This window comes from gamma proteobacterium symbiont of Axiagastus rosmarus (genome assembly GCF_059730925.1).
Window position 1 is genome coordinate 3,728,383 of the sequence record NZ_AP035925.1, and the last position, 20,790, is coordinate 3,749,172.

General features: G+C 47.9%; 17 protein-coding genes and 1 pseudogene. 5 read left to right on the forward strand and 13 right to left on the reverse strand.

All coding sequences use genetic code 11. The annotated features are described in order from the left end of the window. Nucleotides 1–510 precede the first annotated feature (510 nt). Nucleotides 511–1,836 carry a PIN domain-containing protein gene (locus AC6I8F_RS17635; RefSeq protein ID WP_498028299.1) on the reverse strand — a complete coding sequence of 442 codons (1,326 nt, stop codon included), beginning with the start codon at nt 1,834–1,836 and terminating at the stop codon, nt 511–513. Between the two features lie 150 nt (nt 1,837–1,986). On the opposite strand from AC6I8F_RS17635, the gene AC6I8F_RS17640 reads away from it, so the two are divergent. Both AC6I8F_RS17640 and AC6I8F_RS17645 read left to right on the forward strand, forming a co-directional pair. Next, entirely contained in the window at nt 1,987–2,211 is a 225-nt protein-coding gene (locus tag AC6I8F_RS17640; protein ID WP_498028300.1) for a hypothetical protein, read from the forward strand. 6 nt (nt 2,212–2,217) lie between these two features. Beyond that, on the forward strand, nt 2,218–2,655 hold the full coding sequence (locus tag AC6I8F_RS17645; protein WP_498028301.1) for a type II toxin-antitoxin system YafO family toxin: 438 nt from the start codon (nt 2,218–2,220) through the stop codon (nt 2,653–2,655). 4 nt (nt 2,656–2,659) lie between these two features. Here the strand turns inward: AC6I8F_RS17645 and AC6I8F_RS17650 are convergent, their stop codons facing one another. The 5 genes from AC6I8F_RS17650 to ssb1 all read right to left on the reverse strand — a co-directional run bounded on the left by AC6I8F_RS17650 (nt 2,660) and on the right by ssb1 (nt 8,542). Further along, entirely contained in the window at nt 2,660–3,079 is a 420-nt protein-coding gene (locus AC6I8F_RS17650) for a hypothetical protein (protein ID WP_498028302.1), read from the reverse strand. Nucleotides 3,080–3,084: 5 nt separating this feature from the next. After that, complete coding sequence (locus tag AC6I8F_RS17655) at nt 3,085–5,091, reverse strand: integrase (RefSeq protein WP_498028303.1); 2,007 nt, start codon at nt 5,089–5,091, stop codon at nt 3,085–3,087. Next, a complete protein-coding gene (locus tag AC6I8F_RS17660) occupies nt 5,088–6,647 on the reverse strand; it encodes a site-specific integrase (RefSeq protein ID WP_498028304.1) in 1,560 nt (519 codons plus the stop codon). The genes AC6I8F_RS17655 and AC6I8F_RS17660 overlap by 4 nt, the downstream gene beginning before the upstream one ends. Before the next feature lie 2 nt (nt 6,648–6,649). Next, nucleotides 6,650–7,837 (reverse strand): tyrosine-type recombinase/integrase, encoded by a 1,188-nt coding sequence (locus AC6I8F_RS17665; RefSeq protein ID WP_498028305.1) that lies wholly within the window; start codon nt 7,835–7,837, stop codon nt 6,650–6,652. Nucleotides 7,838–7,999: 162 nt separating this feature from the next. Next, nucleotides 8,000–8,542, reverse strand: coding sequence for a single-stranded DNA-binding protein SSB1 (ssb1, locus tag AC6I8F_RS17670; protein WP_021507842.1), 543 nt, complete (start codon nt 8,540–8,542; stop codon nt 8,000–8,002). Nucleotides 8,543–8,763: 221 nt separating this feature from the next. Here ssb1 and uvrA point away from each other — a divergent pair, with 221 nt between their 5' ends. Together uvrA and AC6I8F_RS17680 are read left to right on the forward strand one after the other, a co-directional pair. Next, nucleotides 8,764–11,592 carry an excinuclease ABC subunit UvrA gene (gene uvrA, locus AC6I8F_RS17675; RefSeq protein WP_021507843.1) on the forward strand — a complete coding sequence of 943 codons (2,829 nt, stop codon included), beginning with the start codon at nt 8,764–8,766 and terminating at the stop codon, nt 11,590–11,592. A 272-nt stretch (nt 11,593–11,864) separates the two neighbouring features. Further along, entirely contained in the window at nt 11,865–12,929 is a 1,065-nt protein-coding gene (locus AC6I8F_RS17680) for an NAD(P)-dependent alcohol dehydrogenase (protein WP_498028306.1), read from the forward strand. Here the strand turns inward: AC6I8F_RS17680 and AC6I8F_RS17685 are convergent, their stop codons facing one another. The 7 genes and pseudogenes from AC6I8F_RS17685 to dnaB all read right to left on the reverse strand — a co-directional run bounded on the left by AC6I8F_RS17685 (nt 12,930) and on the right by dnaB (nt 19,725). After that, entirely contained in the window at nt 12,930–13,286 is a 357-nt protein-coding gene (locus AC6I8F_RS17685; RefSeq protein ID WP_262264520.1) for an MmcQ/YjbR family DNA-binding protein, read from the reverse strand. A gap of 3 nt (nt 13,287–13,289) precedes the next feature. After that, nucleotides 13,290–13,706 carry a secondary thiamine-phosphate synthase enzyme YjbQ gene (locus AC6I8F_RS17690; protein ID WP_021507846.1) on the reverse strand — a complete coding sequence of 139 codons (417 nt, stop codon included), beginning with the start codon at nt 13,704–13,706 and terminating at the stop codon, nt 13,290–13,292. 106 nt (nt 13,707–13,812) lie between these two features. Further along, nucleotides 13,813–15,270: pseudogene (locus tag AC6I8F_RS17695) on the reverse strand (catalase); the annotation flags it as partial. Nucleotides 15,271–15,616: 346 nt separating this feature from the next. Continuing rightward, the gene (locus AC6I8F_RS17700; RefSeq protein ID WP_031279758.1) at nt 15,617–16,810 is read right to left on the reverse strand and encodes an amino acid aminotransferase; all 1,194 of its coding nucleotides are present in this window, start codon (nt 16,808–16,810) and stop codon (nt 15,617–15,619) included. Between the two features lie 45 nt (nt 16,811–16,855). Continuing rightward, complete coding sequence (locus tag AC6I8F_RS17705; RefSeq protein WP_021507849.1) at nt 16,856–17,470, reverse strand: YitT family protein; 615 nt, start codon at nt 17,468–17,470, stop codon at nt 16,856–16,858. 228 nt (nt 17,471–17,698) lie between these two features. Continuing rightward, complete coding sequence (locus AC6I8F_RS17710; RefSeq protein WP_058757562.1) at nt 17,699–18,190, reverse strand: Lrp/AsnC family transcriptional regulator; 492 nt, start codon at nt 18,188–18,190, stop codon at nt 17,699–17,701. A 128-nt stretch (nt 18,191–18,318) separates the two neighbouring features. Then, the gene (gene dnaB, locus AC6I8F_RS17715) at nt 18,319–19,725 is read right to left on the reverse strand and encodes a replicative DNA helicase (RefSeq protein ID WP_021507851.1); all 1,407 of its coding nucleotides are present in this window, start codon (nt 19,723–19,725) and stop codon (nt 18,319–18,321) included. Nucleotides 19,726–19,798: 73 nt separating this feature from the next. Between dnaB and AC6I8F_RS17720 the strand changes: the two genes are divergently transcribed. Next, nucleotides 19,799–20,782, forward strand: a complete 984-nt coding sequence (locus AC6I8F_RS17720) for a quinone oxidoreductase (RefSeq protein ID WP_088515721.1) — start codon at nt 19,799–19,801, stop codon at nt 20,780–20,782. The last annotated feature ends 8 nt before the right edge of the window (nt 20,783–20,790 follow it).

A 20,790-nucleotide genomic window follows, 5' to 3' on the forward strand; every position in this document is an offset into this window, starting at 1 on the left:
AGCATAATTAGAAATGATAAAGACTTGATCATTCCAGTTGGAATCTTAATTTACGGATTGGGGTATTTTATAGCTGCAGTTTTTTAAGACTGCAGTTTTTTATTAAAGTGAATTGTAGGTTTCAGTATTACTATCTAATTGTTTAGGCCATTCATTTAATAGATAAAACCCGTTGAAGCCAATCATGACGATTAAAAAAAATGTGACTAAAATTCTAATTGGGTATATTTCACTTTGGATATTTCGGGGAAGTTTTTCATGAAAAAACCACACAACTAATGCTCCAACAATAAATATCACTAAAAGAACAAACATTAAAAAATGATCTATAATAAAATTCCAGAGGAATGGTAAGATATTGTCTGAAAAATTCACTTAGCAACTCCTTTTGTTGCGGCTTGAGGGGATTTACTTCTGCTTCCTTTTACAACCGAAGGGCGGTAAAAGCAAGAACTAAGCAGGAGAAGAAGCGTAGCGCTTCGACGCTTAGATCTTGCTTAATTATTTGTATTAACAGATAAACATATTCTCATTTGGAGAAAATATTACATAGACAAAATTCACGTAATCGTTATTGTCATTCCTGCTGTCGTCTTTAATGTCTTTAATACGACCAGAAAGAACGTTACCAGCATTGTCGACAGCAAAGAATGCCTCTCCCGTCTTAATCGTGTATGACCTCGAAGAAGTATCGTATTCGCTTATATTTAATTGCGATAAAGGAGGCTTATCTTTTATTCTACCAATGTATGCCAATCCGTCACTGTAAATATGAATAGCATTATCACTTGCTTTAGAGAACCTAATTTTGAAACTTAGATTTCTGTGATCGTCCGTTAAAGTAACATATCCATTGTTTGTTGAATAATCGAAGCCAGCAAGATTCTGTTTAATGTTATTATAAAGGTTTAAAAAGCTGGTAAATTGATTGATATGAATATTCTTTTCCGCTTGTACAATTTCTTCAATCAAATTATCGGAGGCTGCATAAAACGATAACATGCTATCAAAACTTTGTAGAGCGATTTTTTTGCCATTTGTTAACTCTGAAAACTCATTACTCAATTCAGGTCGCATAAATAGTGCTTCGTTATTACCACGTACAAACCAATCATTTTTCTGTTCCCCAGTAACAAATATTATGTCCTTATCATATTTTCTGGCAAGACCAATAATAGTTTTCCAAATTATAAAATCACCAATACCAGAATCGTCTTTACCTTGATCTTTATATCCGGGTGGACGCTTCGTCAATAATCTTACTTCCCATTCTTTGATCAAATCTTCTTCACTATCAGGACAAGGCTCAATGTTATCTTGATCAAACAGGTCATTATAAATAGCTTTTATTGGGTCATTCCCTTTCCACGCCTTAATATCTTCTACTAACTTTTTATAATCCTTCTTGTAGTCTTGAATTTTTTCCTTAATTTCTTGTCCTTTGACATTAAGTTCATTAAACAACTCATGATCTTGAAGAATTTTAGGAAATTCAATTACAGGGAAATTAATTAATGATTTGTTGTTATTTAAATGACTGATAAGATTGGATATTTTTTCGCCATGATTGCTTGCAAACTCTCTAATCACCCTCTCAGGAATATATAATTTATTATCATTTTTAAGATCTGTGAGAATAGATTTTATTTCTTCCATTTGCTTAGCACCAATCTTGGCATTTTTATAAGGCAAAAGTAAGACGTTAGTATCTAAAACATAGATCACATTATCTGATTGAGTATCTAACTCTTCATATACTGTAAATATTTTTTTTACGTCAGGAAATCTGCGTTCAAGTGCAAATGTCGTTTCAATCTTTTTTTGTTCATTGTTCATATGATATCCCTTCAAAATTGGTTTAATTTATCTATAACATAAAATTCAAATTCTCAATATGTTTAGTTTAGAAAATTTTGAGGATTGACATATTGGCATTAATACTGCATAATTGTATCGCTTGAGCAAAAAATATTTAGGGGGTATGCAATGTTGCACTTTATCTCGATCAATCCACTATATAAATCAGAAGAAGATACTCTTCTGAAACCTAATGCTTTTAAAGGTCACACCTCTTTTAAGTCTGAGTCTATGCCTAAAAGAAAACAATCTAAGAGAAGAGTTTCCTTTGAAGATATCGAAGCTGCTGGAAAACGTGGAACAGAAAATTTTAATTATTTTCTTGAACATGGTAAATTACCGTTTACAAGGTAATTCAAATTGAGCCAAGAAAGGATAGTATTTGTCACTGACGACTTCAAAAAAGAAAAAAACTTCTATGGCTTTTACGTTGATTTTTATAACTACAAAATTTGTAGTGAAATAATTGACGTTTTCGGTCGTGACGCACCGTTAGATACCCCCCTATTGTCTCATATCCACCTCGCCAGGAATAAAGACTTAGTCGATAAATGGCGTAATATCACTAATATGAATGAAAGAACTACGGCTAAAGGAAAGCCGGAAGACGATTATTGGCTAATTTATGCTTACGACCGCATTAACAAAGCATACCTTATTTTAGCTATAATTGGTCCAAACGCTCATGATCGAGGAGAATGGACGCCTTACTATAATAATCTCTACAATGACCTAGTTCTACCTTGGATAAATGGCATAGTAACATACACCGAGCCTGACGAATCTGAAGACATATAATTACTCACCTTCTCTCCCCGTCAGTCCTTTCTCTATTAATCTTAGGCAATGGGGCATTCAATTCATGCTCCTTAATCCCTAATCTGTAAGCATTGTATTGCCAGAGAACAAACATTTCTTTATAGCTGTTATTCTCCTCTTTCAACTGAGCTATCTTGCTTTCAAGACTACTTAATCTTTGAGCAGCGACAGTTAAGCTCGATACCTTCTTAGGCGCAGGCTCTGCGATTTTAAGCCCTTTTTTCTTAGCTGTGTAAGCGAATACGATATCTTTATACGAGTTCAAGGATTGGCGTGTAGGAAGCTTCCCTATGAGGGGTTCTGCTGACTCACAGATTTTAGTCCAAGAAATCTTTTCAGATCCCCAGCCGTTGATCATGTTAACAATTGCTTCTATGTCATTTTCAGTTAAATGTTTAGCCATTGGTTTTAATCTCCCATAATCAGTTTAAGTTCATTAAGCATATCAGAATCAATGTTATCAGAATTATTTGTCAGTCTTTGCTCTGATTCTTTATTCATTACCCTGGTTAATTGACTGAAATCTTTTCCTCTTAGTTTTATCTGAGCATTATCCTCGATATCTGGATTTTCCATAATCCCAATTAACTCTTCTAATCGTTCGAGAGTCTTTTTATGGTGTTCAATCCAGCGTTCCTCTCCATAAAATTCCCCACTGTCAGATAAAGCATTATTATATGCGCGAGATATCTTTTCATATCTTTCTTTGATCCTTTCTAGTTTTTCACTATCACCTTTAATACATACTTGCTCCGAGCAGTTGATACAATCTCTGTATTTATCACAAGGACTCATTGTGTAATCATGAACACAATATCCGAACTCAGTGACATGAACAGAACCCGTTTCTAAAAGGTTAAATTCCTGTGTAGTAATAGGAATGTTTCCATAGCTTGTTTCAGCAAGGACTGATTTTTTGTTAGCAGAAAAATCGACCAACTCGGCCATTTTAACCAACTCGAATTCTGACATATGGTTATAAGTACGATTTTGTTTTACGTCAGCCCTACCAGACCATTTCGCAATTTCCAGATTAGATAAACCACCACGTTGAGCTAATGTATTTAATAAGTGCCTTGCTTGGTGACTAGTAAGACCATAAGGACTCCCTTTCGCAGTAGAGTATCCGTTTCTTACAAAGATATTATCTCTTCCAATCTGTTTAATAAGATCACTATTAAAATAGGTACTATCTGGTTTAAATAATGAATGCGCTATTGTCATTTTTGTTTTATGTAACTGACTTTCATTCAGACAAAATAATGCATTGCTATACTTTGTTCGAGTCTTTTTATTTAACCAAGGAAAATCTTCAGGCAAATTATCAATAATTACGGTCCACATTTTGTTTAAAGAACTGCTCTTGTCATTGTTTACAAGAAAACCCTTATTTCTTAAAAAATTAAGTGTATTAGTCTTTTTATAAGTGATTCCTAAATACTTACATATTTCTTTAACTGTCAAATTTCTGTCTTTATTGTCGCATACAGATTGATTTAAAAAATAAAATTCATTTGGATTATTTTCTATCCATGCGGCAAATTTTCTTGCAGGCTCGGTCAGTTCTTTTATTCTTTTAATAGCTTCTTTAGTATTTTTTACCATGACTGAGGGTATCCATTTTATATCTCCTTCAGCCCCTTTACCTGCAAAAAACCTCAAGCCGTATCTTTCAACACCTTTGCTATCTTTTTCAATATATTCACAATCTACTGGCAGTGTTAATACTTCTGAAATCCGACAAGGTGCTGACATTAAAATAGTAAATATAGAAGAAGTAAAAATATCACGTGGATATGTAGGATTATTTGAGAATATTTCAGCAATTGCATTTAATGAAGCTTCGTTAGGTAATTTTTTCTCTCTATTTTCTTTTGCTTCTTTACCTGTTTTGTTATTATCGCTGGGTCTTCTTATGGGATTTTTCCAACTATCAAGTTTGTTTGAAATGAGTTTGTTCGTTGTTAAAAATTTTGCTAATTTTTCTAACTCTCGACCACACTGGTACATTCCTCCCTCTGAATAGTTAGGCATTGCCATTTCAATTGCTTTATTGAGAACTGTAATATTTATATTACTAATATCACTTTTACCTGTAACATTTTTTAGGGCTGAATCGATTGCTCTAAGTGCCTTCAACTCATTTCTTGCACCTGTCGGGTTATGGCCCTGCTGATATCTCAAATATGCCTTTGCAAAATCAAGGAACTCTTCTTCCATTAACTCTTCAGGTTTGGGCTTTCTTGTTATTACTCCTAACTTTGCGAATACAGCAATATTAGGCCAAACAACACTATCCCAATTTAAATCACTTCCAAAAACTGTTAATTCATTTTTGCAGCGATAAATGAAATCCGCTAAATTTTTATCTGATTCTATCGTGGATTTTGATTTAAATTGGAATAGGTTACTCATTTAATATTCTCCTGAATTTTTTTATTATTAATTATTTCCTCTTTCCTTTCTTCACATTTCAGTACTACTTCGGCTACTGCAATGATACTTCTATCTAAAATTTGAGTTACAGCTATGTCGCCTGTTATCTGTTCAATTCTTTTTCTCTCTGATAAAAGGCTCTCATACACCTCTTTGTGAGGTCCATTAACCCAAGGCTGGAAGTGTATGCACGTATAGCATGGAATCGGCACATTAGCGCCACAAAAGCCAAAATCACCACAGTTTCCTACAGCATTACCTTCCTCTGTCCTTATTCGGCTATTTCTGTCATTTCCTCTAACTGAATCAGCCTCATTATCAACTAGTTTCCCTGCGAACGCTTGTGCGAACGGAGCAAGTTGATACCCCACCGCTTCGTCTAGTCTTTCGACGTGCTCTGGGATATTTTTTATATAAACACCCGCATTTTGAGTATCCGAATGATCCAGCAGTTCAGCTATAACTAATTCACCAAACCCTTCTTTTGCAGCCCTTGTTCCGATTGTGTATCTAAAACGCCTAGAAGATAAGCTTAATAATTCTCCTGTTCTTTCTGAATGAATTTTTTCCTTCTTAACTACTTTTTTTACTATAAAATCTATTCTTTGGTTTTTAATATGGAACTTGTCGGTGTTAAGTAAATAAATAAAATCATTATGATTTTCTATTTTTAACATTTCATTCCAGTTTGGGAAAAGAGGTAGTTCCGCAATCTCACTCTCCTTCAAACCTACTTTTCCCTCACTTTTGAACTTTGTGATATTTTCTTCGGTCAATGATTTTATTAAGTTCCAAATTTCTTCTTTCAAAGCAAAAAGCTTAAAACTGTCCCTAAAATCACCACCTTGTTTAGCTCTCGGTACATTAATAAAAAAAACCGTTTCATTCTTTCTGTTTAATGTACTGATTACGTCTTTAATTTTTAAATGACTTATCTGAATTGGACGTCTTCCTGAATGACTCAATAACAGACAAATAACTAATTCAGTTTTACTAATCGATTTTTTTTCATAAGAATAGGTAACTCTCTCATTAAAAACTGAAAGCTCATTATCATTTAAAGGACCATAATTCGGGTCTTTTCTTTTAACCATGTCTCCTTTGAGGTTTCCTTTTACCCTCCAACTCTCTAGAAGATTAATAATACTTTTAGGAATACCGGAATATCCGAGAATAAACCATTTTTTGAGGAAAATCCTTACTATACCAAGTAGCCAAACATTATTTTCATTTAAACTTGCACGAAAGTTTATCAAAGCTTCCGAACTAAATTTTACTTTTTCATTAGACTGGAATTGCAAATAACTTTTTACTGTATAAAGTATTATCTTAACATAATTAGCGCTATTTTTTTCTGCAAAATACGAAATAGTATTTATTATGTTTTCGTATAGCTCTCTGTCTACTAACTTCTTAACTATCTCGAAGTTTAATGTTACTTCCTTACTCAGAACCCATATATCTTCATATAATGAGAAACTGTATGGTTTCGCTCTGGCATTTTTTAAATAATTATTTATAGATAATTTATACATGATTAATTTTTCTCTATACTATTTTGCAGCCTCAATGCGGCTTCATGTGCAGCTTCTTCTACATATCTCTTGTTATAAGTACTTGCAGTGCCGGAGCCAGGCTTCCACCCCATTAAATAAGAACGAAGTTGCTCCTGCCTCTCCTCGCTTGGTGTAATATCCATTGAATCCATTCGTTTGGAAAATTCATTATTCCATGTATGTCTAAGCATATGCCCAGTTAAACCTTTTAAACTTGGTGAAGCTTTTTCAATTACTTTTATTACTTTACTATAAGCTGCATAACTCAAAGGTGCTCCTATTTTTGAGCTGCTCTTATGGATTACAAACAAGTAATCATGTTTTTGTCTTTTTGTAATAAGCTTTCTTTCATTCAATATATAATCGTGGATTTCTTTAATAAGAGATTCTTTCACAGGAATCACTCGTTCATTTGTTTTTACTAACGGTTGTCTTATCCTGTTATCTGTTTTTTCGTCAGCTCTTCTAACGACATGTAACATATTTGAAGAAAAATCAATATCACTTATTTTTATGTTAAGTAATTCTCCACACCGCAAGCCAAAATAATATAACATTAGAATAATTATTCGATTTCTTTTTTGAAGGGCTTTATCAAAGGGATTAATTGAAGAATTTATCTTTACAATTTCAAACAAGACCTCAATCTCATTAGAAGATAATGATCTTTCTTTCAAATGACCATTGCGTCCTTTTTTAGCTGGGCGCATAACTTTAATTCTTTCAACAAATTTATTCAGGTTATCAATGAAAATGTCTGATTGCTCGGTTATTAAGTGTAGTGATAGCCATTCAACATATTTATAAATAGTTGTAAGCCTTGTATATTGAGAGGTCTCATTGACATAATCTTGGGGTCTTATTGATTTTATACTTTGATCTTTCTTTCTCTGTGTGTAATTCCTCAAATCTTCAATCTCATAAATATCAAGAAATTTAATTTGAAGAATTCTATCTACTAAATCTATATTTCTTTCTTCAAGAAAGTTTAAGAAGATAGTTAAGTTGGTGGCATTTGAGATTACAGAAGATACTGATTTACTATTATTTCTGATTTGTAACGTAAGAAATAGGTTTGGATAATAAGGAGGTAGGTTTGAAGATTTATCTATTACTATACAGTAGCGTTCAGAACTCTTTAAAATGAAATTGCATATTCCATAACTCATAAACACCTCCTTATATTTTACAATTTTACAGTTAGTTCATAGTATACTTATGTTATTATTTTGGCAATAGATAATTGACAATTTTTGTTCATAGAAATAAAAAAATCCCTGTATATACAGGGATTTGTTTTAAATATTTTACTAAAGTGTCTTAGTTCTACTTCAGAACGGGATATCGTCGTCGAAATCCATTGGTGGTTCGTTGTTCGCCGGTGCGCTCTGCTGCTGTGGACGCTGCTGCGCGCCGCCGCTGAACTGGTTGCCCCCACCCTGTGGCTGCTGCGGCTGGCCCCAGCCGTTATTGTTGCCGCCGCCCTGGCCGCCCATCGGTGCGCCACCGCCGTTGCCGCCCTGCTGACGGCCGCCCAGCATCTGCATGGTGCCGCCCACGTTCACCACCACTTCGGTGGTGTATTTATCCTGACCGCTCTGGTCCTGCCATTTACGGGTGCGCAGCTGGCCTTCAATGTAGACCTGCGAACCTTTACGCAGATATTCGCCGGCGACTTCAGCCAGCTTGCCGAACAGCACGACGCGGTGCCACTCGGTGATCTCTTTGTTTTCACCGGTTTGCTTGTCGCGCCAGCTCTCTGACGTGGCCAGCGTAATGTTGGCTACCGCGCCACCATTCGGCATGTAGCGCACTTCCGGATCCTGACCCAGATTCCCGACAAGAATCACTTTGTTTACGCCACGACTGGCCATGTTGCTGTCTCCCGATGAGTTGATGCTAAAAGTCTAAGCGAAAAATTGTATCACGTCACAATGACGCTTCCCACTTTCGAGCGGGATTCCAGTTTTTCGACCGTGACAGGATAGCAAAAACACTGGATATTTATTCAGTTTATTTTTTGTGCCATAATGATGCGTTTCTGCTGGTCGTGCTGGCAAGGCATGGCGAGCGTTGCCTAATCCGGGAAAGGTGAATGGATAAGATTGAAGTCCGCGGTGCTCGCACCCATAATTTGAAGAATATCAACCTGATCATCCCACGCGACAAGCTCATTGTAGTGACCGGTCTGTCGGGTTCCGGTAAGTCTTCGCTGGCGTTTGATACGCTGTATGCCGAAGGCCAGCGCCGCTATGTTGAATCGCTTTCTGCCTATGCGCGCCAGTTTCTTTCCTTAATGGAGAAACCGGACGTAGACCACATTGAGGGGCTGTCGCCTGCCATTTCCATTGAGCAGAAATCGACGTCGCACAACCCGCGCTCGACCGTCGGCACCATCACTGAAATTCATGACTACCTGCGTCTGCTGTTTGCCCGCGTGGGCGAGCCGCGCTGTCCGGATCATAACGTCACGCTGGCGGCACAAACCGTCAGCCAGATGGTCGATCAGGTCCTGGCGCAGGAAGAGGGTCGGCGCCTGATGCTGCTGGCACCGGTGGTAAAAGATCGCAAAGGCGAGCACACCAAAACGCTGGAAAATCTGGCGGCGCAGGGCTACATCCGCGCACGTATCGATGGCGAAGTGTGCGATCTGTCGGATCCACCCAAGCTGGAGCTGCAGAAGAAACACACCATTGAGGTGGTGATCGATCGTTTCCGCGTGCGTGACGATCTGGCGACGCGTCTGGCCGAATCCTTTGAAACGACGCTGGAACTGAGTGGCGGCACGGCGATCGTCGCGGATATGGACGATCCCGATACCGAAGAGATGCTGTTCTCGGCCAATTTTGCCTGCCCGGTGTGCGGTTACAGCATGCGTGAGCTGGAGCCGCGCCTGTTCTCGTTCAACAACCCGGCCGGTGCCTGCCCGACCTGTGACGGCCTCGGCGTTCAGCAATATTTCGATCCCGATCGCGTGGTACAAAATCCGGAGCTGTCGCTGGCCGGTGGCGCCATTCGCGGCTGGGATCGCCGTAACTTCTACTATTTCCAGATGCTGCGCTCGCTGGCGGAACATCTGGATTTCGATGTTGAAGCGCCGTTCAATAGCCTGAGCGACAAAGCGCGCGAAGTGATTCTGTACGGCTCCGGCAAAGAGAACATTGAGTTCAAATATATCAACGATCGCGGCGATACCTCGGTGCGTCGTCATCCGTTCGAAGGCGTGCTGCATAACATGGAGCGCCGCTACAAAGAGACGGAATCCAACGCGGTGCGCGAAGAGCTGGCGAAGTTTATCAGCAACCGCGCCTGCGCCAGCTGCGAAGGGACGCGCCTGCGTCGTGAAGCGCGCCATGTGTTCGTGGAAGATACCAACCTGCCGACCATCTCGGATATGAGCATCGGCCACGCCATGGACTTCTTCCGCAATCTGAAGCTGAGCGGCCAGCGCGCCAAAATCGCCGAGAAAGTGCTGAAGGAAATTGGCGACCGTCTGAGCTTCCTGGTCAACGTCGGCCTGAATTATCTGTCGATGTCGCGTTCAGCGGAAACGCTGTCCGGCGGTGAAGCACAGCGTATTCGTCTGGCGAGCCAGATTGGTGCCGGTCTGGTTGGCGTCATGTACGTACTGGATGAACCGTCCATCGGTCTGCATCAGCGCGACAACGAGCGCCTGCTGTCGACGCTGATTCACCTGCGCGATCTCGGTAATACCGTGATCGTGGTTGAGCATGATGAAGACGCGATTCGCGCCGCTGACCATATTATTGATATCGGTCCGGGCGCTGGCGTGCACGGCGGCCAGGTGGTAGCCGAGGGCGATGTGCATGCCATCATGGCGCACGAAGATTCTCTCACCGGTCAGTTCCTCAGCGGCAAGCGTGAAATCGCGGTGCCGGCAGAGCGGGTGAAAGGCGATCCGTCCAAAGTACTGAAACTGAGCGGCGCGCGCGGTAATAACCTCAAGGATGTCACGCTGACGGTTCCGGTTGGGCTGTTTACCTGTATCACCGGCGTGTCCGGTTCCGGCAAATCAACGCTGATTAACGATACGCTGTTCCCGATTGCGCAGCGCCAGCTGAATGGTGCCACCAGCGGTGAAGCTGCGCCGTATCGCGAGATCGCCGGGCTGGAGCACTTCGATAAAGTGATCGACATCGATCAGAGCCCGATCGGCCGGACGCCGCGCTCAAACCCGGCCACCTACACCGGGATTTTTACCCCGGTGCGTGAACTGTTTGCCGGCGTGCCGGAAGCGCGTTCGCGCGGCTACAATCCGGGCCGCTTCAGCTTTAACGTGCGCGGCGGGCGCTGTGAAGCCTGTCAGGGCGACGGCGTGATTAAGGTCGAAATGCACTTCCTGCCTGACATTTATGTACCGTGCGATCAGTGCAAAGGCAAACGCTATAACCGCGAAACGCTGGAGATTAAATACAAAGGCAAGAGCATTCACGAAGTGCTGGAGATGACCATCGAAGAGGCGCGTGAGTTCTTTGATGCGGTACCTGCACTGGCGCGTAAGCTGCAGACGCTGATTGATGTCGGTCTGTCGTACATTCGTCTTGGCCAGTCGGCAACCACGCTGTCCGGCGGTGAAGCGCAGCGCGTTAAGCTGGCGCGTGAGCTGTCGAAGCGCGGCACCGGTCAGACGCTGTACATTCTAGATGAACCGACCACCGGCCTGCATTTTGCCGACATCCAGCAGCTGCTGGAAGTGCTGCATCAACTGCGCGATCAGGGCAATACCATCGTGGTCATTGAGCACAACCTCGACGTGATCAAAACCGCTGACTGGATTGTCGATCTCGGTCCGGAAGGCGGCAGCGGCGGTGGTGAAATCCTGGTGGCTGGTACGCCGGAAACCGTTGCACAGTGCGAAAAATCGCATACTGCACGCTTCCTCAAGCCGATGCTGAAAAAGTAGGTTTAACGCGCCGCACCCGCTGTTGCGGCGCGTTTTTTCTGATCTCGCCACGGCTTACCGCTCCGGTTACTCGCCAGCCGGTGCCATTGTCTGAATGCCTTAGCAAATGCAGAAACAGGCAAGAAACAGACAACTTCAGGCATATACGCATCGCGTCCCGCTGACTATTCTTACTGCGTTCCTTTTGGCGCCGCTGACGCGCCTCTGTCCTTCAGTGTCCTCACTGAACGGACCCCTCGCAAATACTCACGACACATCTGACTGGAGACACCATGAATATTACGCATGCCTATGCCGCACAGGACGCGAAAGCCAAACTCGCCCCGTTCGATTATAAGCCGCGCGAACTGCGCGCTCATGATGTGCAGATTGAAGTGTTGTACTGTGGCGTCTGCCACTCGGACCTGCACCAGGCGCGCAACGAATGGCGCAACACCGTATTCCCGGTGGTGCCAGGCCATGAAATCGTGGGTCACGTTACCGCCGTTGGCGCGCACACGCACAAATATAAAGTGGGCGATTTAGTCGGCGTCGGCTGTATGGTCGACTCCTGCCGCAGCTGCCCAAGCTGTCAGGAAGGACTCGAGCAGTACTGTGAAAACGGCTTTGTTGGCACTTACAACGGCCAGGATCGTGAAACCGGTGCCATCACCTACGGCGGCTACTCCACCAGCATGGTGGTTGATGAAAGCTTTGTGCTGCGCGTACCGGAAAACCTCGATCTGGCGGGCGTTGCGCCTCTGCTGTGCGCCGGTATCACCACCTATTCCCCGCTGCGTCACTGGAATGTCGGTCCCGGCAAAAAAGTTGGTATCGTTGGTCTGGGCGGCCTCGGCCATATGGGCGTGAAGATCGCGCATGCGATGGGCGCGCACGTGGTGCTGTTCACCACTTCACCGTCAAAAATTGAAGACGGCAAACGCCTCGGCGCTGACGAAGTGGTGATTTCGAAAGAGGCTGACCAGATGGCGCAGCACGCCAACAGCTTCGACTTCATCTTAAATACCGTCGCCGCGCAGCACGATCTCAACCCGTTTATCGCCCTGCTGAAGCGCGACGGCAACATGACGCTGGTCGGCGCGCCGGAGCACGATCACCCGGCGCCACAGGTATTTAACCTGATCCTCAAGCGTCGCAGCATTGCCGGTTCACTAATTGGCGGTATCGCCGAAACCCAGGAGATGCTGGATTTCTGCGGCAAGCACGGCATCACTTCGGATATCGAGCTGATCGCCATGAACCAAATCAACGACGCCTACGAGCGCATGCTGAAAAGCGACGTGAAGTATCGCTTCGTGATTGATATCAACACCCTGCGTGAAGAGTCTGCGGCTTAATCAGCGCGTCTCATCATCATGGCTGACGCCCGCCGCGCGCGTGGCGTCAGCCTGTTGCCATGACGCATCAACCAGATAGTAAATCTGCGAATCTTTCAGCGATCCATCCAGCCACAGCGTGCTCCAGTGCGACTTATTGAGATGTTCACTGGGAAACACATCGTGGTGTTCATCGCGCAATAACTCCGCCAGTGCGGGCGAGGTCTTCAGCGACAACGCCGGTCGCCCTTCAACGTCATGCACCATGGCAAACAGCACGCCTTCGCTTTTCACCTGGGTTGCGTCCCACTCATCTTTATAACTTTGTGAAGCGCCCGGTTTGCTCATGCAGTAGGTCAGTAAATCCGACGTGTTCATGTTTTATTCCCCTTGTAAGGTGGCGACGATGCGCCGCGCGCCGCCGTGTACCCGATGTTCGCCCAGCCAGATCCCCTGCCAGGTGCCGAGCAGCAGTTTGCCGCGGCTGACCGGGATCAGCAGCGATACGCCAAGCAGTGACGATTTGATGTGCGCCGGCATGTCGTCAGCGCCTTCATAGTCGTGCTGGTAGGGCGCATCCTCTGGAACGTGCCGCAGAAAGTGCTGCTCCATGTCGCTGCGCACCGTAGGATCGCAATTTTCATTGAGCGTCAGCGACGCTGAGGTGTGCTGCAACAGCAGATGCAGCTGGCCGATGCGCAGGTCCGTTAAGCCATTAAGCTGGCCGACAATCTCGTCGGTGATCAGATGAAAGCCGCGCGCCTTCGCGCTCAGCGTGAGAGTTTGTTGCTGCCACATGCCACATTCCTGGGTTAAACCGTTTACTTAAGTGTGCAGCATGTCGGCGAAAGGTAAACCCTTCAGCGGGAAAAAGCGGCAGAGCGCTTGCTCTGCCGCCGGCATATCAGTCGCTCAGCTTGTCAGCCAGCGCTTTTACCGAGGTGACATCGTCCTGCGTTACCGCCGCCAGCCGCGTGCCGTACTCGCTATCGGCCTTATAAAAGAACGAGAGCATCGCCAGCCGGCTTTGCGCGTCGGCGCTTTTCAGCGCGCCACCGAGCGAGGTAATCAGATCGCCCCGCTCTTTCGCGTTAAAGGAACGATACAGCTCCCCTGCCTGGCGGAAATTCTGCGGTTTGGCGATCATCGCCTGCTGCGTACTGCCGCTAAGCGGCGTATGGCTGTAACGCGCGCTTTGCAGCTCTTCACGCGGATAGATGCGGCTTGGCTGGTAATTAACGCCCTTGTCATCGGCGTTACCGCTGTCCATAAGGCCATCCTGATTGCCGTTGCTGACCGGTACGCGCGGCGCGTTGACCGGCAAGCTGAGGCCGTTAGTGCCCACGCGGTACAGCTGGGTGTCAGCATAGGAGAACAGGCGGCCCTGCAGCAGGCGATCTTCAGACGGCTCAATGCCCGGCACCAGATTGGACGGCGCCATCGCCACCTGCTCGGTTTGCTGGAAGAAGTTGTCGACGTTGCGATTCAGCACCATCTGCCCGATTTTCACCTCTGGCACGTTCGGCCAGATTTTGGTGGAGTCGAGCGGATTGAAACCGAACTTATCCAGTTCGCTGGCTTTAATGGTCTGAATGTAGAGATCCCACTTCGGAAACGCTTTGCGGTTAATCGCCGCCACCAGATCTTCTGTCATGTGGCTGTAACTGCGGCCCTGGATCGCTGCCGATTCAGCCGGATCGAGGTTGCGTTCGCCCTGTAACGTTTTCCAGTGAAACTTCACGTAGTGCACTTCGCCTTTGCTGTTCACAAACTTGTAGGCGTGCACGCTGTTACCGTCCATTTCGCGATAGGTCGCCGGCGTGCCCATGTTGGAGAACAGCATGGTGAGCGCGTGTGTGGCTTCCGGTACGTGGGAGAAGAAATCGAAGGTGCGCGCATCGTTATCGAGGTTAGTGCGCGGATCCGGTTTAAACGCGTGCACCATATCAGGGAACTTGATCGCATCGCGGATGAAGAATACCGGCAGGTTGTTGCCAACCAGATCCCAGTTGCCCTGGCTGGTATAGAATTTGGTGGCAAAACCACGCGGGTCGCGCAGCGTTTCCGGCGAATGCTTGCTGTGCACCACGCTGGAGAAGCGCACAAAGACCGGCGTCACCGTTCCCGGTTTAAACACCTCAGCGATAGTCAGATCGCTGATATCTTTGCTGGCGCGAAATTCACCGTGCGCGCCGGTGCCACGCGCGTGCACCACACGTTCCGGAATACGTTCACGATCAAAGCGCTGCAGCTTTTGAATCAGCTGCACGTCCTGTAACAGCACCGGGCCATTGGCGCCGGCAGTTTGTGAATTCTGGTTATCGCCGACCGGCGCGCCGTTATCACGCGTCAGCTCAACGGCCGCAGCAGGCAGTGCGAGCGCCAGCGTCATGGCAATGCAGAGGGGTTTCAGTGCGGAAGGGAAATAGCTCATGGGCGGTTCCTTATTGTGATTGGCGAGCGCTCTGGCAGTGCGCCAAAGCGCGCCGGCAAAAAATAGCGCCCTCACTAACAGGAACACACAAGACCCGTCCCGATTACCCGGGGTTAAGGTGTTATAGCCATGCGGAATGCGGCCGCCAGCCAGCATAGCCGGCAAAGAAGAGCGTGGAAAAGCGGGGGGCGGCAGAAGGTACAGCGGGAACAGAAAATGCGTGGATGGCTGAACGGGTGCCTGCCAGCCGCGCGGCTGACAGGCATCGCGTCAATTACATTACGGCAGCAAACGCCTCAGCCACCTGATTGACGTTGCGGCTGTTGAGACCGGCGACACACATGCGGCCGCTGGCGATCAGGTACACGCCGAACTCTTCGCGCAGGCGGTCCACCTGCTGTGCGCTCAGGCCGGTGTAGCTGAACATGCCGCGCTGCTTCAGCAGATAATCAAAGTTTTTGCCGGGCAGTTTACTGTTCAGCACATTGACCAGCACCTGGCGCATTTCGATGATGCGCAGGCGCATCGCTTCCACTTCCGCCAGCCAGTTGTTCAGCAGCGCTTCGTCGTTCAGCACGCAGGAAACCACCTGAGCACCGAAGTTCGGCGGGCTGGAGTAGTTGCGACGTACGGTCGCTTTCAGCTGACCCAGCACGCGTGCCGACTCTTCTGCGCTGTCGCAGACAATCGACAGGCCGCCCACGCGCTCACCGTACAGCGAGAAGATTTTCGAGAAGGAGTTGCTCACCAGCGCCGGCAGGCCCGCCGCGGCAATCACGCGAATCGCGTAAGCGTCCTCTTCCATACCGGCACCAAAGCCCTGGTAGGCGATATCGAGGAACGGAATCAGCTCCTGCGCTTTCAGGACCTCAACGGTTTGATCCCACTGCGCGTTGGTCAGATCCGCACCGGTCGGGTTGTGGCAGCACGGATGCAGCAACACGATGGATTGCTTCGGCAGCGTTTTCAGTTTGGCGATGAAGGCATCGAACTTCACGCCGTTGGTGGCGTCGTCGTACCACGGGTAGGTGTTAACGTTAAAACCGGCACCGTTAAAGATCGCCACATGGTTTTCCCATGTCGGATCGCTGACCCATACGCTGGCGTCCGGGAAGTAACGCTTCAGGAAATCTGCGCCCACTTTCAGCGCGCCGGAGCCGCCCAGCGTCTGGATGGAAGCAATGCGCCCCGCCTGCAGCATCGGGTGCTCTTTACCAAACAACAGCGGGGCAATGGCGTTACGATACGGACCCAGCCCTTCCATTGGCAGATAGAGCGAAGCCTGATGTGGCTGCGCCTGCAAACGCTCTTCCGCGGCGGCCACCGCCTGCAGCTGAGGAATGATGCCGGCTTCGTTGTAATAGAGGCCGATGCTCAGATTCACCTTGTGGTCACGCGGGTCCTGTTTGAAGGTTTCCATCAGCGACAGAATCGGATCGCCAGCATAGGCATCAACGTTTTGAAACACGGTGCAGATCTCCATGATTATTCATAAATGTGTGGGTCGACGTCATCAAACAAAATAGCGGCCGGGACGGTGATTCATGGCGATGATGAGATTGAGCATCACCGCGCCGGCGATGGAGGCCAGCAGCATCGGCAGCGATACCACAAAAAGCGAGGCCAGTACCACACAGGTATCCAGCGCCATTTGCAGTTTGCCGGCGCGCAGACCAGAGCGATCCTGCAGCCAGAGCGCCAGAATATTGATACCACCGAGGCTGGCTTTGTGACGAAACAACACTATAAACCCAATCCCCATCACCACGTTACCGAACAATGTCGCATAAAACGGATTTAGCGCAGAAAAATGGATAAACAGCGGGTGCAGATGGGTGAACAGCGATACCAGCCCCACCGCACAGAAGGTTTTCAGGGTAAATTCCCAGCCCATGCGGCGAATGGCCAGCCAGTAAAACGGCAGGTTAATCAGAAAGAAGGCGCTGCCGAACGAGAGCGGCGACAGGTAGCTGATGAGAAAAGCCACGCCCGCCGTACCGCCGGTCAGCGCGCCCGCCTGTTTCAGCAAAATGACGCCAAACGACACCATCAGCGTGCCAAGCACGATAGCCAGCGCATCTTCTGTACGGGTGTGGGGAATGCGGGAAGGTTGTACAGCGTTATCCATGGCGCGATCTCTTTGCAAATGATGGCGTTCATTTGCAAAAAACGCACCACATCGGCGGCTTCCTGTCGCCGCCGATGGGTGCCAGCGATTATCCAATTGATAACTAAGGCGCTTTATTGCAGGTTTATGTGCATCAATCTGCTGTAAAATAATCGATTCATGCACAAATTCGGTTTCTGGTGCGCACTTTGCGCGAAAAACGGCACAAATCTGCACCACACTAGCACATCATGCACTCTTTTGGCGCACTTTGTGCTCGGGGATCATCATCAAGCCGTTCTCTTTTAAACGGTTGAGTACCACCGAGGTTTTCACATGCGCCACGCTTTGATGGCCAGCGACGAGCTGACTGATCAGCGCGCTCAGCGCCGCTAAATCGGCCACCGCGACTTTTAACAAATAGTCGGCGTCACCGGTGGTTTTGAACGCGTCGACAATCGCCGCTTCCTGCTCCACCATGCGGTGAAAACTCTCTTCGTAATCGGGCGTGTGATTTTTTAGTCGCACCTCGATCAAGCCGACCATGCCCAGCCCTACCGCGTCCGGCGAGAGCCGCGCGTGATAGCCGAGAATAAGATTTGCCTGTTCGAGATTAATGCGCCGGCGTGAACATTGCGACGCCGAAAGTCCGACTAAATCACTGAGTTCCTGGTTGGTAAGGCGGCCGTTAGATTGTAGTAGTGTCAGTATCTTAAGGTCGTAATCGTCTACCTGAGTCATTCTGTGTCCACAGCGTTATAGGATTCGCTTTGCTACAGATAACCTGATAATTGACGAGGTTGTCCAACACTATTTTCTGATGACGTGAAATGCATGCACAAATCGTGCATGCAACTGTGGAAGCGCGATTATTCGTCGTCGTATTGCGGTCCGGCGTAGTTATCAAAGCGTGACCACTGGCCGTTGAACGTCAGACGTACTGTGCCGATCGGACCGTTACGCTGTTTACCGATGATGATCTCGGCGATGCCTTTCAGATCGCTGTTTTCGTGATATACCTCGTCACGATAGATGAACATGATCAGGTCCGCATCCTGCTCGATCGAGCCCGATTCACGCAGATCCGAGTTAACCGGACGCTTATCGGCGCGCTGCTCCAGCGAGCGGTTAAGCTGCGACAGCGCCACCACCGGTACATTAAGCTCTTTCGCCAGCGCTTTAAGCGAGCGTGAGATCTCGGCGATCTCCAGCGTACGGTTGTCGGAGAGCGCCGGTACGCGCATCAGCTGCAGGTAGTCGATCATGATCATGCTCAGGCCGCCGTTTTCACGGAACACGCGGCGCGCGCGTGAACGCACTTCTGTTGGCGTCAGGCCGGACGAGTCATCGATGAACATGTTCTTCTTTTCTAACAGGATGCCCATGGTGGCCGAGATGCGCGCCCAGTCTTCATCCTCCAGCTGACCGGTACGGATACGCGTCTGATCAACGCGCGACAGCGAGGCCAGCATACGCATCATCAGCTGTTCGCTGGGCATCTCGAGACTGAAAATCAGCACCGGTTTGTCTGTCAGCATGGCGGCGTTTTCGCACAGGTTCATGGCGAAAGTGGTTTTACCCATCGACGGACGCGCCGCGACAATGATCAGATCTGAACCCTGCAGACCGGCGGTTTTCTTGTTGAGATCCTGATAGCCGGTATCGACGCCGGTCACGCCATCGTGTGGCGTTGACACCAGCGCTTCAATGCGCGATACCGTCGCTTCGAGAATCTGCTCGATATTTTGCGGGCCTTCATCCTTATTGGCGCGCTGTTCGGCAATTTTAAAGACGTTGGATTCAGCGAAATCCAGCAGCTCTTCGCTGCTGCGGCCCTGCGGATCGTAACCGGCATCAGCGATCTGATTGGCCACCGAAATCATCTCACGCACCACCGCACGTTCACGCACGATGTCGGCATAAGCACCGAGGTTTGCCGCACTTGGAGTATTTTTTGCCAGCTCGGCCAGATAGGCAAAGCCGCCGGCCATTTCCAGCTCGCCACGCGTTTCCAGCGACTCTGACAGGGTGATCAGATCGATAGGCTGACCGGCTTCCAGCAGGCGCTGCATTTCGGAGAAAATCATGCGGTGCGAACGGTTGAAGAAATCTTCCGCGACCACGCGCTCGGAGACGTTATCCCAGCGTTCGTTATCCAGCATCAACCCACCGAGCACCGACTGCTCCGCTTCGAGAGAGTGCGGCGGCATTTTCACGCCTTCGAGCTGCCGATCGCGGGGTTCGTTCGATTTGTTGGTGGGTTTATTTCCTGCCATAGTGAATGCATTACCGATCGTGAAAGGGACGCGCAAGTATACCGTCCCAGGATGAACAATCACAGGAGTCAGAATGGCAAAGCGAATTCAGTTCAACCAGCACGGCGGCCCGGAAGTATTGCAATGGGTCGATTTCACACCAGCCGATCCCGCCGACCATGAAGTTCAGGTGGAGAACAAGGCGATTGGTATTAACTACATCGATACCTACGTGCGCAGCGGATTGTATCCGGTCTCCTCGCTGCCGTCCGGCCTCGGCACTGAAGCGGCAGGCATCGTGAAAAAAGTGGGCAGCGCGGTTTCGCGTTTCAAGCCGGGCGATCGCGTGGTGTACTGCCAGGCCGCGCTGGGCGCCTACAGCGAGCTGCACAATGTGGCGGAAGATCGGCTGGTGATTCTGCCGGACAGCATCAGCTTTGAGCAGGCTGCGGCCTCTTTCCTCAAGGGCCTTACGGTGCAGTATCTGCTGCGTCAGACGTACAAAGTAAAAGCCGATGAAATTTTCCTGTTTCATGCCGCTGCAGGCGGCGTGGGCCTGATTGCCTGCCAGTGGGCGAAAGCGCTGGGCGCGCATTTGATTGGCACCGTCGGTTCTGCGGAGAAAGCGCAGATCGCCAAAGATGCCGGCGCCTGGGCCACCATCAATTATCGCGAAGAGGATATCGCCCAGCGCGTCAGCGAACTGACCAACGGTGAAAAAGTGGCGGTAGTCTACGACTCAGTGGGCAAAGATACCTGGGAACCCTCCCTCGACAGCCTGCGCCGCCACGGCCTGATGGTGAGCTTTGGTAATGCCTCCGGCCCGGTGACCGGCGTTGACCTTGGCATTCTCAACAAGAAAGGCTCGCTGTTTGTCACCCGCCCTTCCCTGTTTGGCTATATCACCAACCGTGAAGAGCTCGATCGCGCCAGCGGCGAACTGTTTTCGCTTATCGCCAGCCGCGCTATTCAGCTTAACGTGCCGGAGCAGCAGAAATTTGCCCTGAGCGATGCGGTACGTGCGCATCAGGTGCTGGAGAGTCGTGCCACTCAGGGTTCCAGCCTGTTAATTCCCTGATAGCAGAA

Excerpts from the sequence above, each read along its gene's own strand:
- AC6I8F_RS17690 (WP_021507846.1), bottom strand. The coding sequence starts at position 13,706 with ATGTGGCAGCAACAAACTCTCACGCTGAGCGCGAAGGCGCGCGGCTTT.
- AC6I8F_RS17655 (WP_498028303.1), bottom strand. The coding sequence starts at position 5,091 with ATGAGTAACCTATTCCAATTTAAATCAAAATCCACGATAGAATCAGAT.
- dnaB (WP_021507851.1), bottom strand. The coding sequence starts at position 19,725 with ATGGCAGGAAATAAACCCACCAACAAATCGAACGAACCCCGCGATCGG.
- AC6I8F_RS17710 (WP_058757562.1), bottom strand. The coding sequence starts at position 18,190 with ATGACTCAGGTAGACGATTACGACCTTAAGATACTGACACTACTACAA.
- AC6I8F_RS17650 (WP_498028302.1), bottom strand. The coding sequence starts at position 3,079 with ATGGCTAAACATTTAACTGAAAATGACATAGAAGCAATTGTTAACATG.
- AC6I8F_RS17685 (WP_262264520.1), bottom strand. The coding sequence starts at position 13,286 with ATGAACACGTCGGATTTACTGACCTACTGCATGAGCAAACCGGGCGCT.
- AC6I8F_RS17665 (WP_498028305.1), bottom strand. The coding sequence starts at position 7,837 with ATGAGTTATGGAATATGCAATTTCATTTTAAAGAGTTCTGAACGCTAC.
- AC6I8F_RS17635 (WP_498028299.1), bottom strand. The coding sequence starts at position 1,836 with ATGAACAATGAACAAAAAAAGATTGAAACGACATTTGCACTTGAACGC.
- AC6I8F_RS17680 (WP_498028306.1), top strand. The coding sequence starts at position 11,865 with ATGAATATTACGCATGCCTATGCCGCACAGGACGCGAAAGCCAAACTC.
- AC6I8F_RS17640 (WP_498028300.1), top strand. The coding sequence starts at position 1,987 with ATGTTGCACTTTATCTCGATCAATCCACTATATAAATCAGAAGAAGAT.
- AC6I8F_RS17720 (WP_088515721.1), top strand. The coding sequence starts at position 19,799 with ATGGCAAAGCGAATTCAGTTCAACCAGCACGGCGGCCCGGAAGTATTG.
- AC6I8F_RS17705 (WP_021507849.1), bottom strand. The coding sequence starts at position 17,470 with ATGGATAACGCTGTACAACCTTCCCGCATTCCCCACACCCGTACAGAA.
- AC6I8F_RS17660 (WP_498028304.1), bottom strand. The coding sequence starts at position 6,647 with ATGTATAAATTATCTATAAATAATTATTTAAAAAATGCCAGAGCGAAA.
- uvrA (WP_021507843.1), top strand. The coding sequence starts at position 8,764 with ATGGATAAGATTGAAGTCCGCGGTGCTCGCACCCATAATTTGAAGAAT.
- ssb1 (WP_021507842.1), bottom strand. The coding sequence starts at position 8,542 with ATGGCCAGTCGTGGCGTAAACAAAGTGATTCTTGTCGGGAATCTGGGT.